Raw genomic sequence first — 13,929 nt, forward strand, 5'->3', positions numbered from 1 at the left:
AATAAAAAGCCCTAGTCGAAAGACTAGGGCTTTTTTACATTTGAATGAAATTAAAAGAGGTCAGAGTAGATCCTATAAGTATCTGATTTATATCAGATATTGCGATTTTATTCTGACCCCTCGCAAACTACTGCGGAGTGGCAGTTCAGTTGGTTAGCTATTCCTTGAAAGAAAGCCGGCCTGTCACGCCGGGGGTCGCGGGTTCGAGTCCAGTGAACGAAGCCACTAATAAAAAGCCCTAGTCGAAAGACTAGGGCTTTTTTACATTTGAATGAAATTAAAGGAGGTCAGAGTAAATCCTGTAAGTATCTGATTTATATCATATATTGGGGTTTTACTCTGACCCCTCGCAAACTACTGCGGACTGGCAGTTCAGTTGGTTAGTTATTCCTTGAAAGAAAGCCGGCCTGTCACGCCGGGGGTCGCGGGTTCGAGTCCCGTGAACGAAGCCACTAATAAAAAGCCCTAGCCGGAAGACTAGGGCTTTTTTACGTTTATGACTTACTAATACCAAAAGTTAATGAGATCAACGAGAGTCGTTAGTCTGCTCCATAGACCCCTTGCTTCAAATACAAAAAAGGCCACCTTTCGGCAGCCTCTTCAATCAAAACGATCAGAACTAACTCTTACCGACCTTTCGCTTTATTCTAGAATGAATAAACAACGCTAGCAGGATGATGCCTCCACCAATGATAAGACGAGTCATATCTACATCTCTATTCCAGATAGTGACATTAACAATCAATCCTGCAGGGATTAGTGCGTTGTTCATGATGGCAAGGTAACCAGGGTCTACTTGGCTTGCGCCTCTGTTCCATAAGAAATAACCCAAGCCGGAAGCGCCGATACCTAACCAAAGCAGCACACCAATTTGAGTTGGGTCTGTAGGCAGTTCAGCTTTGCCCCAGATAGCCCACGCGATGGTGACGACCACTAAAGCACCAATATAGAACCAACCAAAGATATCTCGCTGCGCCATTTCTTCGCGGCTCTCTTTGAAGTACTTATAGCCAACCTGACCAAATGCAAAACAAAGGTTAGAGCACTGAACGACCAAGAAGCCGATAAGGTAATCCTCGGTTAGGTTGTCGTAGCGAATAACCAGAGCACCGATGACAGCGATAAAAGCACTGACTAAATACAGAGGATTGAATTGCTTTTTGAGGGCATCATAAATAAGGGTGACATAAATTGGGGTAAATACAGTAAACACTAATACTTCTGGTACCGTAAGTAGCAAGAAGGATTGATAGTAGAAAATGTACATTAAACCAAGCTGGATACCACCAATACCCATAAGCTGCAGTGCTTCGGACTTTTTAACCACTTTTAAGCGAAGCAAAGGTAAAAAGACTACTGCTGCCAATGCGATACGAATCCAAACCGATACATACGCATCCACTTGTCCCGCTAAGTAGACACCAATTAAACTGAACGATAACGACCACATGATCGTTGTAATGATTAAATATCCCAAAACTACCTCGTATAGCGATAATGCAAGTTTTCTTGTTTACGTGGACCGCTGATTGACCAATTAAACTCGATAGAGTCATTATTCCATTTGGCCATGCCGCTATATAGGTCATCACCACAGACATGTGCTGAATCACTAATCCATTGTTTTGTCTCAGCGTTGTAGCTGAGTACAAATAGCTCTACTGCGTTCTCTCTGCCGAAGCGGCTGTGCAGCAGTTTAATTTTCGAAGCGTCCAGACGTTGCCATATGAACTCGTTTTGAGTGTCGACAGTATGTCCATTTTGCTCGAGAGTGAAACGGCCTTGCTCTTTAAAGTAAAGGGTATGGTTTCCTTCCATCTCTATGTTGACTGAACCACTCCCTTCTCCCGCCCAGCCCATCACTGAATTGACTCCGGGTTTTGATTGGTATTGGTAGTGATTAATCAATTGCAGCTGTTGCCAAAGATCAAACATAGTCGCTCTCTGTCTTCCCTTAGTTAAAAAAAATCCGATAGTCACTAATGAGTATCGGATTTTATAGAATGATAATTTTAGTGGCTCTATGCCATACCCTGAATAATCACAAACTTCTCTAGTAGTTCCTCTTCGGTCTCTACATGCTGAGGGTCAGTAATAATACACTTGGTAATCGGACACACCGATTGGCACGTAGGTGCGTCATAGTGCCCTTTACACTCAGTACACAGATTTGGGTCTATCTCGTAGATAGAGTCACCCATACTGATAGCATCGTTCGGACATTCAGGTTCGCACATATCGCAATTTATGCACGTTTTTTGGATCAATAGAGCCATCGATTATTTACCTGATGGGTTACGAGTATCTTGACCAGCGCCTAGGTTGCGCATTAGCAAGCCAAACTCTAGGTTCATATCTTCTGGTACTGGGATAAAGACAAAGTGTCCATTACCTTTCGCATCGTCGATGCTTTCAGATTTACGGTTTTCCATTAGTTCAAGATTGAAAACAACGTTACCTTCTGGAGTCATTAGCTCTAGGCTATCACCGACCAAAAATTTATTTTTTACTTCTACTTCAGCTAAGTCGCCACGGCGTTTGCCGGTAAATTCGCCTACAAACTGTTGAGAGTCTGATATTGAGTAACCGTATTCATAATTCTGGTAAGCATCATGGGTATGGCGACGCAAGAAACCTTCAGTGTAGCCACGGTGAGCAAGGCTCTCTAGAGTACCTAGTAGGTTTGGATCAAATGGCTTGCCTTCTACAGCATCATCGATAGCTTTACGGTAAACCTGAGCTGTACGAGCACAGTAATAGAAAGACTTAGTGCGGCCTTCAATTTTCAGTGAGTGTACACCCATTTTAGTTAAACGCTCTACGTGTTGAACTGCACGTAAATCTTTAGAGTTCATGATGTAAGTACCATGCTCATCTTCAAATGCTGCCATTTTTTCTTCTGGACGATGAGATTCTGATAGCAAAATCACTTCATCCGTTGGCTTACCAAGACCTAGAGTATTGTCAGGGCGATCTTGGTTTTCAGTAGTCACGGCTTCTTGAATTTCAACGATTTGACCAGCGTCATCTTCCGTAGCTTTCTCTGCCTTGTACTCCCAACGACAAGCATTGGTACATGTACCTTGGTTAGGGTCACGTTTATTCATGTAGCCAGACAGTAAGCAACGACCTGAGTAGGCCATGCAAAGAGCACCGTGTACAAAAATTTCTAACTCAGTTTCAGGGCAGTGCTCACGGATCTCTTCGATTTCTTCAAGAGAAAGCTCACGAGAAAGGATAACGCGCTCTACACCTTGAGTAGACCAGAACTTCACTGTAGCCCAGTTTACCGCGTTTGCCTGAACGGATAGGTGAATAGGCATATCCGGGAATGCTTCACGAACCATCATGATAAGGCCTGGATCAGACATGATCAGAGCGTCTGGGCCCATTTCAACCACGGGCTTAAGGTCGCGGATAAAGGTTTTTAGCTTAGAGTTATGAGGCTGGATGTTACAAACCACATACAGTTTCTTGCCTTGGGCATGTGCTTCATTGATACCGATTTGTAGGTTTTCGTGGTTAAACTCGTTGTTACGAACACGAAGACTGTATCGTGGTTGGCCTGCATAAACCGCGTCTGCGCCGTATGCAAATGCGTAGCGCATGTTTTTTAGGCTACCCGCAGGAGAAAGTAATTCTGGTGTGAACATGTTTTTATACTCTATTCTGATTTCAAGTCAGGATCTCGCCACCTTGTAGCGAGATATAAGGAGGGCGAATTTTACGGGATCGTCGCAAAAATCGCCACTAAAAAGTATACATGTCACAGAATGTAGTGGGTAATTAGGGTTAGTTTTTCTCTAAACCGCCTAATTCGGTATGTAAATTGCCCACCAAAGCCAGCAATTCACTGCTCATCAATGAAAAGTCAGCATCAAAACGAGCGGCTTTATCCTCACGAGGAATGTCTTCGTTTTGATCTTTTACCTCTTCACCAAACTTAATTCGCTTCAAACTCGCGTCTTCAGCAAGGATAAACTCGACACGATCCTGCCAATTTAACGCCAATTTTGTAACAAACTTATTCGCTTCGATATGATTTAGGATCTCTTCGCTTTGTAAATCTTGCTGCTTACAGCGAATGATGCCTCCGTCTTCTAGCGCTGATTTTAGCTCTGCTTCAGCGAGGATTTCGAAGCCAGTTGGTTGGCTTTCGCCCTTAACCCACGCGGTCAATGTTGTCTCAACCGGTGTCTCTGGTAGGGCTGGTACTACAGGTAAACTGCCGATAGTTTTACGCAGTAGCGCAAGCGCATCCTCTGCTTTTTTCGAGCTAGCAGCATCCACTAAAATGACGCCATCTTCGATGGAAACAAGCAGGTAAGTAAGTTGGCTACGAGTGAAGGCGCGAGGCAGTAAATCCATAAGGATTTCATCTTTGATGGTATCGCGCTCTGTCTTCTTCAGACGTCGGTTTTCCTGCTCTTCGAGCATATCAACCTTGTTCGCTACAGCGTCATTGACCACTGATGCTGGAAGCAGTTTTTCTTCTTTTTTTGCACACAGCAGAATGCGATTTTGCGCTACATGGCTGAGTAATTGGTCTTGGCCTGGCATCGCAAAAGACCAACCAAATTTTTGTTTGTCTTGGCTGCCGCAAGGCTTGAATTGAAACTCTTTAAGTTGCTCTTCAAGAGCTTCAGCTTGTATGTCTACTTCACGGTTGAAGCGATAGACTAGGCAGTTTTTAAACCACATGATGTGTCTCTGTATTGCAATGGGAAAACCTAATGATAAAGGAAGGTTTGTACCTATGCCTAATACAATATTCGTCTTGTGCGATGAATTTATTATGATTTTTTGTTTTCAATAGACACAAAAGTGTCATAATTTAGCAAGATAATAAGCCGAGTTTACGAATAATCGAGGTTATCAGAAAAATGTCTAGAAGAATCCTAGTTGTAGAGGATGAAGCACCAATTCGCGAAATGCTTTGCTTTGTTTTAGAACAAAAAGGTTATGAAACGGTAGAAGCTGAAGACTACGATACCGCGGTAAGTATGCTCAAAGAACCCTTTCCAGACTTGATCCTTTTAGATTGGATGCTGCCTGGTGGTACTGGTATTAACTTCATCAAGCACCTTAAGCGAGATGAAATGACGCGTAACATTCCAGTTGTGATGCTGACTGCTCGTGGAGAAGAAGAAGATAAGGTGAAGGGCCTAGAGGTAGGCGCTGATGATTACATCACCAAACCTTTCTCACCAAAAGAGCTACTTGCTCGTCTGAAAGCAGTGATTCGTCGTGCATCGCCAACCTCAACAGAAGAGGTGATTGATGTGCAAGGACTGCGTCTTGACCCGGTATCACACCGAGTGACGGCTCATGACCAAGCACTGGATATGGGACCAACCGAATTTAAGATGCTGCACTTCTTTATGACGCACCAAGAGCGTGTCTATAGCCGTGAGCAGCTTCTGAACCATGTTTGGGGCACCAATGTTTACGTGGAAGATAGAACCGTCGATGTTCACATTCGTCGTCTACGTAAGGCACTGGAAGCCACTGAGCATCATAAACTTGTTCAAACTGTACGCGGTGCAGGTTACCGATTCTCGACCAAAGCCTAACCAGCAGGCTCGTCGAACTCTGGAGTACGCCTTTAGATGGTAGAAAAACTGACATGGAGAAAGCTGGCTTTAGAGCTGGCTTTTTTTTATACACCTTGGGTTTTGCTTGGATGGTTTGTAGGATACATGCCATGGATGCTGCTGATTGCCACCGTATTGCAATTAGGGTGGCATCTGCATAATCAAATCCGTTTTTCACAGTGGCTGTGGAATGACAAGCGCCTTTCACCTCCTTCAAGCTCCGGTAACTGGGAGCCTTTGTTTAATGGCATGTATCGCTTGCAGCAGCGTCAGCGCCGTAAGCGAAAGGAGCTCACTGGGCTTATTCGCCGCTTTCGTAATGGTGCAGAATCCTTGCCCGATGCGGTAGTGGTGTTTCGCGATGAAGGCAATATCGTTTGGTGTAACCGACTAGCGCAGCAACTGCTGGGCTTTCGCTGGCCTGAAGATTCTGAACTCCCTATTACCAATCTGCTTCGTTCTCCAGATTTCATTAAATATCTGAATAAGAATGACTTTTCAGAGCCTTTAGAGATGCGTTCTCCATTAAATGTGGAGCGTATACTGGAACTACGTATTGTGCCGTATACCGACGGTGAGCACCTAATGGTAGTACGTGACGTTTCTCAGCTTAAAACCCTTGAGGGTATGCGTCGTAACTTTTTTGCCAACGTATCTCATGAACTGCGCACGCCGATGACGGTATTGCAGGGCTACTTAGAAATGACGGCCGATCCCGATATGTTGGTGGGCCCAATGTGGCCAAAAGCTCATGGAGTCATGACTGAGCAGCTCAATCGAATGAACAGCCTAGTCAATCAGCTTCTGACGCTATCTAAGATCGAAGCCGCTCCGATGGGAGGGGGGGATGATATTGTCGATGTACCTCGCATGTTGCATGTGCTCGAGAAAGAAGCTCAGGCACTAAGTGGTAGTAAAGAACATCAGCTTAAATTTGATATTGATGAGTCACTGAAGGTAATGGGTGATGAAGACCAGCTGCGCAGCGCCATCTCTAACTTGGTTTATAACGCGGTGAAATATACGTCAGCGGGCTCTCATATTCATGTTACCTGGAATGAGACCGTACAAGGTGCTTACTTGCAAGTCGCCGATACTGGTGAGGGAATCGAACCTCAGCATTTACATAGGCTGACCGAGCGCTTTTATCGGGTGGATAAGGCACGTTCAAGAGAAACGGGTGGCAGTGGTTTAGGTCTGGCAATCGTGAAGCACACCCTGAGTCATCACGATTCACAGCTAGAAATACAAAGTGAAGTGGGCAAGGGCAGTCAATTCTCGTTTGTGCTGCCTAAACGCTTAGTCGCTAGGGAGTTAGCACAATAGTGAGACGCTCGTTGATTGCTGGTTTGTTGGTTTTTGTGACGTCCTTTTGCAGTGCATCAACCCCTTTACCAGATTACAAAGCCATTCAAGGGATCTCCGGTAATCTAACATCCGTGGGTTCAGACTCCCTTGCGGGTATTATTACTGCGTGGGCAGAAGAGTTTTCTGCTCTTTATCCTAGCGTCAATGTGCAGGTTCAAGCCTCAGGCAGCTCAACGGCTGTTCCTGCTCTCACTGAGGGGACGGCGCAGTTTGGGCCTATGAGTCGTGAAATGCAGCCGAGTGAAATTGCCGCTTTTGAGCGTGAATATGGCTATGCACCTACTGAGCTCGTAGTGGCACTTGATGCTTTGGGCATATTTGTACATCAAGACAACCCAATTCAAGGACTAAACTTTGTTCAGCTAGATGCGATCTTTTCCACCACTTACTTTTGTGGCACCAATCGATATATCAATACCTGGAGTGACCTTGGGGTTTTGCAGCCTTGGGGTAAGCTAAAAATACAAAAGTATGGACGTAATCCGGTATCGGGCACTCATGGTGTGTTTAAGAGTAAAGTATTGTGTGGTGGAGACTTTGATAGCTCGGTTAATGAGTTGTTGGGGGCCACATCTGTGGTTCAAGGCGTTGCTTCGTCGGTATCCTCTATCGGGTACTCGGGTGTAGCGTCTAAAGCGGTAGGCACACGTCTGCTTCCAATTGCTGAGTTTGATGATAACTATACGTTACCAACATCGGAGAACATTATTAGCGGTAAGTACCCACTGAGCCGCCAGCTTTATATCTATGTTAATAAACAGCCGAATAAGGCGTTGCCGCGAAGTCAGCGTGAGTTGATTCGCTTTATCTACTCTAAGCAAGGGCAACAAGCGGTATCTCGTGAGGGGTATATTCCTATCTCCCGTGAGCTGGCTCAAAAAGAGCTGACCAAGGTCGATTTGAAACTATAAAGGGCTCAGTGAGCCCTTTTCGCTATCTTTCTTCAAGTAAATCACCAAACTCGAATCTCAATCCCCAACTGGCACTTTGCCAATAGAGTTGCTCTTGCTCTAAGTCTGATATCAATAAGCGATTTTCTCGTAAATGGTCTAAATCCGAGTGAGACAATACCCAATCGCCATCCTCAATGGTGAGTTGCCAAAGGCCGGCCTTTGCATCATTTCGCGAGACATTAATCACAATGGAGAGACGCAAAATCTTGATAAGTTCAAGGATGTCTTCCTTGGCATATAAGCTAAACTCGTCCATCTCACTGAGCTTTAAAGCCTTCCTGTGATATCGAACTAGGGTGGCGATCAACCTTTGTTGCTCGCTGTTGAAGCCGGGCATATTGGTATGCTGAAGAAGGTAATGAGAATGTCGGTGATAGCCACGATAGCTCAGGCTCAATCCTACTTCATGCAATAAGGCTGCCCAGTTGAGTAGCTTGACCAATTCGCTGCTTTTTTCTAAGTCCGTATCGGCAATCACTTGTTTAAGGAAATGCTTGCTGTGCTGTCTCACTCGATTGGCTTGCTCGACATCGATTCTGTGTTGAAGAGCTAGGTTTTCGGCGGTGCGCATACGAATATCGGAATGGGCAAAGCGCTCTTCCATCTCATACATTGCCCCTTCGCGCAGAGCGCCAGAAGAGTAATGAAGTTCTTCGATCTCTAGGGACTGCAGAATGGCTTGTAAGAGAGCAACTCCAGGGGCGAGCACCGACAGTCGCTCCTCAATAATGCCCTTAATCGCTATCTTTTCTACCTTCTTAAACTCACAAAGATGCTTCACCAGCTTTTTGAGGCGCTTGGGTGTGATGATTCCGTCTTCATAGTCCAGGCTAATCAAGCATTCACGAATGGCTTTTACCGTTCCTGATGATCCTAAGGTTAGCTCCCAGCCATGTCGCTTGTATTGCTTCGCCAGAAACTCTAATTCTCGCAGGGCAGCAAGGTTTGCGGCAGTGAAGTTCTTGTTATTTAGCTTTCCGTCACTAAAGTAGCGATGAGCGTAGCTAACACACCCCATCTGTTGGCTATTAACCAGCTCTGCTTCAAAGCCTTCACCAATCACAAGCTCGGTACTACCACCACCGATATCGATAACTAGCTTGCTTTTCGATACGGGTTGAGTGTGAGCAACACCTAAATAGATAAGGCGCGCCTCTTCTTCTCCCGGAATCACCTCTATGGGAAAGGGAAGCACTTGCCTTGCTCGCTGAATAAATAAATGCGCATTGTTGGCAATACGCAGGGTATGGGTGGCAACGATTCTCACATTGCCTGTTTTGAACCCGTCGAGTCGTTCGGCGAACATCTTCAAGCAATCGAGGCCACGTTGCATGGCCTCATTGGTGAGATTGTTATGCGAATCCAGTCCACTAGCCAATTTGACTCGTTGCTTATGGCGACTGATTATCTGTAGGTCTTGCCCTACCACCTTTGCCACAACCATATGGAAGCTATTGGAGCCGAGGTCAATGGCTGCAATATCTTTTTCTGGGGTAGCCTCACTGTTGTGCATCACGTCAGGATGCTTCAATTGTTTGCTCACTCAGTCTTCTAGCCTGCTTTTCTACTTGTTTAATATACTCGTAGGTAGCGATTTGAGAGCGAACCTTGCGGCGATTTCCTCGTGCCACGTAGCTGTTCGACATCTCCTTGTCGATCCATCGAGCCTTAACGGTATCTGTAAATTGTAGCTCCATAATATCAATGATTCTTTGCTTTAGCTTATTATCATTAATCGGTGCTGCTACCTCGATACGGTGCTCTATATTTCTGGTCATCCAATCTGCCGATGAGATAAATACCTTAGGGTCGCCATTATTCTCGGCAATGATGACTCGCGGGTGCTCAAGAAAACGGTCTATGACACTGATGATTTTGATATTCTCGCTGATCCCGTCTACTCCTGGAACAAGCGAGCACATGCCTCGAATGATCATGCGTATAGAGACACCAGCACTGCTCGCTTGATAGAGCTTGTTGATCAGCCCTTTATCTACAAGGTTATTGATCTTAAGGGTGATCCCACTTTTGTTGCCCAATTCTGCATTTTCTATCTCATTATCTATTAGCTTGTAGAGGCGCTTTCGTGAGTTCTTTGGAGAGACGATCAACTGATGAAAGGCAACAGGGCGATAAGGGTTCTCAATATAACCAAAGACATTACGAACCTCATCAGTAATCTCTGGCTTGGCGGTCAGCAGAGAGTAATCGGTATAGATACGAGCTGTTTTCTCATGGAAATTACCAGTCCCTATATGAGCATAGCGCTTTATTTCTTCACCTTCACGGCGGCTAATTAATAGCAACTTAGAGTGTATTTTTAGGCCGGGAGCACCAAAAACCACTTGCACTCCAGCGTCGGTTAAGCGCTTTGACCATAAGATATTTGCTTGCTCATCAAAGCGCGCTTGCAACTCAACCACAACGGTCACTTTCTTGCCGTTATTCACTGCGTCAATCAATGAATTCATGAGCTTTGAGTCTTTAGCGACGCGGTAGATATTGATCTTAATACTGATCACTTTTGGATCAAACGATGCTTGCCTGACAAGCTCAGAGACGTGATCAAAGGTATGGTAGGGGTAATGAAGCAAAATATCTTCAGCACTAATGGCATCAAAGCTGTTGTTGTACTGCTCAAATACGGCGGATTTAAGTGGTGGCAATGGCTTATTTTCCAGGTAATCTCGACCTACGTTTGGAAAGCCAATAAAGTCCTTGAAGTTATGATAGCGTCCACCCGGTATTAAGCTGTCATAGTTGGAGATCTCAAGTTTTCGGCATAGGAATTCCAGCATCTCACGTGGCATGTCTTTTTCGTAAACGAAGCGTACAGGCATGGCGGATAAACGCTGACTCAGGCCTTCCGACATTTGCTCAAGTAAGCTGTGCTCAACCTCGTGACTGAGATCGTACTCCGCATCTCGGGTCATCTTCATTGAATAGCAGTTGATTTCATCGTACTCAAAGAAGCCATTGAAGATATCGTCTAGGCAGTAACGAATCACATTGTCTAACAGGATGATAGTCTTACGACGCTTTCCCTTCTGCTCTGGCACCATAACAAAGCGTGGCAGGTGATCGGTTGGGATCTCGAGCAGTGCGTATTGCGATACGTTGTCTTTAACTAACGCTACGCTTAGGTAAGCATATTCATCTTTGAGGAAATCCAGTACATTAATATCCTCATGCATGACGACAGGCGTGATATGGGGCAGTACTTGCTTACGAAAGAACTTTTTGAGCCATTGTTGCTGAGTTTCGTTGATCTGCGCTTCGTTGACTAAGAAGATACGGCGGCGGGCCATTTCGAGAAGTAATTCGTTATACAAGTCGTCAAATCGCTGATTGAGTTTCATTGCCTTGCTTTGCATTTTGCTGAGTAGACGTTTTGAATTATCTTGGCGGCCTCGTTCCTGGTTGATCAAAATACGGCGTTTAACATCGGAAAATCGCACCTTGTAGAACTCATCGAGGTTGTTGGAAAATATGCCTAGAAATCGGATTCTTTCTATTAAGGGAACCGACTTATCAGCGGCCTCTTGCAGGACTCGTTCATTAAAAGAAAGCCAGCTAAGTTCTTTTTCTACATACAGTTTTTCTGTGCTCATCTTCTGTTCCGTTTTCTAGTTTGCAATGCAAGTCTAGTGCTAAAATGGGGGGAGTGAATATTATTGCAGTTAGATTTCAGCCATGTGACAGTGGTCACGTTGCGTGTAAGGAAATGTGTCGCACAAACTATTACTAATTTGTGTCACCTTTATGTCAAATGCTTGAGTTACAATCATCGGATCAAAGAAGATCACACTAAATGAATAGGGCTACATCGTTGTTAAAAGAGACCAATAGAGCTCGTCTGATCAAAGATAAGTTGATAACCGTATTGGTCAAGGCTAGTGGCCTAGGAATGCTGGTGGGCTTATTCGGCATTCTTATTTATTTCATTTCAGAAACCCTGCCGATTTTTGGTACATCCACCTATCAGCAAACGGAATATCACCTGCCTGTTTCCGGTGATTCATTCATTGATGTCAACATTGATAATACGGGTCGAAATGGCACAGCAATCAATAACAAAGGCGAGGTTATTTACTTCTCGCTAGATGATGATATTAAGGTGATCAACCGAGCCTTGGCGCAAAAAGATCCGGTAGCTATAGCGAAGGACTCTCCGCAACCATGGACGGCAATGTTAGATGCGAGTGGCAATATAGAGGTGGTCATGCCTGAATTTATCGTCTCTCATTCGCAAACTAGAAAGGTATACACGCCTAACTTGAGAGTGAATCGTGAGCTTTCGGCTCTGCGATTCGACAATCCCAACTTTAATACTCAATATTTAGATTTCTCCGTACTACCTGCTGGTGCGGTGCTCGCTAGAGCGAGTGAAACAGAGGTAGAAGTCTTTGATTACTTTGCAGGGAATAGCTATCGAATAGTGTCGTTGCCTATGGTGTTTGATGACATCAACGGCCTGTATATCGCTCGAGATGGGCTTTATGTGGTAGTGCTTGATGGAGACACGGCTAAATTATTCTTTCGGCGCACCAGGACGGAAGAGTTTAGGCTAGCGTTTCAGCATCAAGAGAAAACACAACAAGGGAGTAATAGAGAGTTCAATTTTCTCAGTGGAGATAAAGGCGCCATTGTCTCTAATGGCACTGAAGATCTCGAATTTTGGTTCTTGGTGTTTCAAAATGAAAGACGCTTGCAGACCGCTCGAAAATATACCACCAGCGCTGAGGTGACAAATATACTTTCAGAGCATACGACTAAAGGCTTTTGGACTATTGGTGCCGATGGAACACACAGTCTTTTTTATGCGACACGCTCTAAGCCGATTTTAAACATAAGCACTGATAGCCCGCCATTATTGAGCGCCTTATCGCAAAACGATCGTTACTTGATGAGTGTGTATCAAGATAAAATCCAGCGCTTTCGCATTGATGCCCCTCATCCTGAGATCTCTGTAAAAGAGCTGACGCAAAAGGTGCAATACGAGGGTTACTCGGAGCCGGGTTACGTGTGGCAAACTTCTGCGTCAGCAGAAGATGTCGAACCCAAGTTTAGTCTTGTCCCATTGGTGTTTGGTACGATTAAAGCGGCGCTGTATGCCATGTTGTTCTCAGTACCTATCGCTGTACTAGGCGCCGTCTATACCGCCTATTTCATGTCGACCAAGATGCGAAATACCATTAAACCGGCGATTGAATTAATGGAAGCATTACCGACTTTGGTGATAGGTTTCCTTGCGGCTGTTTGGCTTGCGCCTATTATGGAGAAAAATCTACTCGCCTTTATGCTGAGCATTGTGGTTATTCCGCTTACCGCTCTTGGGTGTGGTGGTTTATGGGCATCGCTACCATTGCGAGTAAAATCTCAAGTGCCCAAGGGATTACACTTAATTACTTTGCTGCCAGCGATTGTTCTGATCTGGTGGGGACTGTTTGAATATTCGCCATACTTGGAAAAGCTCTTCTTTGATGACGGCTTGATTTACTTTCTTGCCGATAAGGGGTGGGATTATCAACAGCGCAACACCTTAATCGTTGGTATTGCGATGGGCTTTGCGGTTATCCCAACCATATTTACCATCTCGGAAGATGCTATTTATTCTGTGCCTAAGCATTTATCCAACGGTGCATTGGCGCTAGGCGCTACCGAATGGCAAACCTTGACTCGAGTCGTATTATTGACGGCGAGCCCCGGCATTATATCCGCCATTATGTTGGGATTAGGGCGCGCAATGGGAGAAACCATGATAGTGCTAACGGTGACGGGAAATACGCCAATAACCGACTGGAATGTGTTTGAAGGCTTGCGTTCATTGACGGCAACTATTGCGACGGAACTACCGGAATCAAAAGTGGGCAGCTCTCACTATCGATTGCTGTTTTTGTCAGCACTGATTTTGTTTTTGTTTACCTTTATCGTGAATAGCGTCGGTGAGAGTGTTCGCCAGCGTCTTCGTGATAAGTATCGATCTCTATAGGCAGGTATATTGAGTGATTAAG

General features: G+C 45.0%; 11 protein-coding genes. 4 read left to right on the forward strand and 7 right to left on the reverse strand.

The features are described 5' to 3' along the window. Window positions 1-619: 619 nt before the first annotated feature. The 5 genes from D5I41_RS10530 to rdgC all read right to left on the reverse strand — a co-directional run bounded on the left by D5I41_RS10530 (window position 620) and on the right by rdgC (window position 4,701). Window positions 620-1,450 carry a DMT family transporter gene (locus tag D5I41_RS10530; protein ID WP_119009756.1) on the reverse strand — a complete coding sequence of 277 codons (831 nt, stop codon included), beginning with the start codon at window positions 1,448-1,450 and terminating at the stop codon, window positions 620-622. Window positions 1,451-1,479: 29 nt separating this feature from the next. Next, entirely contained in the window at window positions 1,480-1,935 is a 456-nt protein-coding gene (locus tag D5I41_RS10535; protein ID WP_119009757.1) for a DUF6314 family protein, read from the reverse strand. Window positions 1,936-2,021: 86 nt separating this feature from the next. Further along, complete coding sequence (locus D5I41_RS10540) at window positions 2,022-2,276, reverse strand: YfhL family 4Fe-4S dicluster ferredoxin (RefSeq protein WP_017028938.1); 255 nt, start codon at window positions 2,274-2,276, stop codon at window positions 2,022-2,024. A gap of 3 nt (window positions 2,277-2,279) precedes the next feature. After that, window positions 2,280-3,653 (reverse strand): prephenate-dependent tRNA uridine(34) hydroxylase TrhP, encoded by a 1,374-nt coding sequence (gene trhP / locus D5I41_RS10545; protein WP_119009758.1) that lies wholly within the window; start codon window positions 3,651-3,653, stop codon window positions 2,280-2,282. A 139-nt stretch (window positions 3,654-3,792) separates the two neighbouring features. After that, the gene (gene rdgC / locus D5I41_RS10550; protein ID WP_119009759.1) at window positions 3,793-4,701 is read right to left on the reverse strand and encodes a recombination-associated protein RdgC; all 909 of its coding nucleotides are present in this window, start codon (window positions 4,699-4,701) and stop codon (window positions 3,793-3,795) included. A gap of 182 nt (window positions 4,702-4,883) precedes the next feature. Between rdgC and phoB the strand changes: the two genes are divergently transcribed. From phoB to D5I41_RS10565, 3 genes are read left to right on the forward strand one after another with little or no spacing between them, the layout of a single operon-like run. Then, complete coding sequence (phoB, locus tag D5I41_RS10555) at window positions 4,884-5,573, forward strand: phosphate regulon transcriptional regulator PhoB (protein WP_017028935.1); 690 nt, start codon at window positions 4,884-4,886, stop codon at window positions 5,571-5,573. A 36-nt stretch (window positions 5,574-5,609) separates the two neighbouring features. After that, window positions 5,610-6,920, forward strand: a complete 1,311-nt coding sequence (gene phoR / locus D5I41_RS10560) for a phosphate regulon sensor histidine kinase PhoR (RefSeq protein WP_119009760.1) — start codon at window positions 5,610-5,612, stop codon at window positions 6,918-6,920. Then, window positions 6,920-7,873: a PstS family phosphate ABC transporter substrate-binding protein gene (locus D5I41_RS10565; protein WP_119009761.1), complete on the forward strand. Its 954-nt coding sequence runs from the start codon at window positions 6,920-6,922 to the stop codon at window positions 7,871-7,873. Before phoR ends, D5I41_RS10565 begins: the two co-directional genes overlap by 1 nt. Before the next feature lie 22 nt (window positions 7,874-7,895). On the opposite strand, the gene ppx is transcribed toward D5I41_RS10565, so the two are convergent. Further along, window positions 7,896-9,428, reverse strand: a complete 1,533-nt coding sequence (ppx, locus tag D5I41_RS10570; protein ID WP_186811108.1) for an exopolyphosphatase — start codon at window positions 9,426-9,428, stop codon at window positions 7,896-7,898. A gap of 4 nt (window positions 9,429-9,432) precedes the next feature. Further along, complete coding sequence (ppk1, locus tag D5I41_RS10575) at window positions 9,433-11,526, reverse strand: polyphosphate kinase 1 (RefSeq protein WP_119009763.1); 2,094 nt, start codon at window positions 11,524-11,526, stop codon at window positions 9,433-9,435. 200 nt (window positions 11,527-11,726) lie between these two features. Between ppk1 and D5I41_RS10580 the strand changes: the two genes are divergently transcribed. Further along, entirely contained in the window at window positions 11,727-13,907 is a 2,181-nt protein-coding gene (locus D5I41_RS10580; protein ID WP_119009764.1) for an ABC transporter permease subunit, read from the forward strand. Window positions 13,908-13,929 lie beyond the last annotated feature (22 nt).

The sequence above is a fragment of the Vibrio superstes genome, from assembly GCF_003569005.1.
GTDB classification, from domain to species: domain Bacteria; phylum Pseudomonadota; class Gammaproteobacteria; order Enterobacterales; family Vibrionaceae; genus Vibrio; species Vibrio superstes.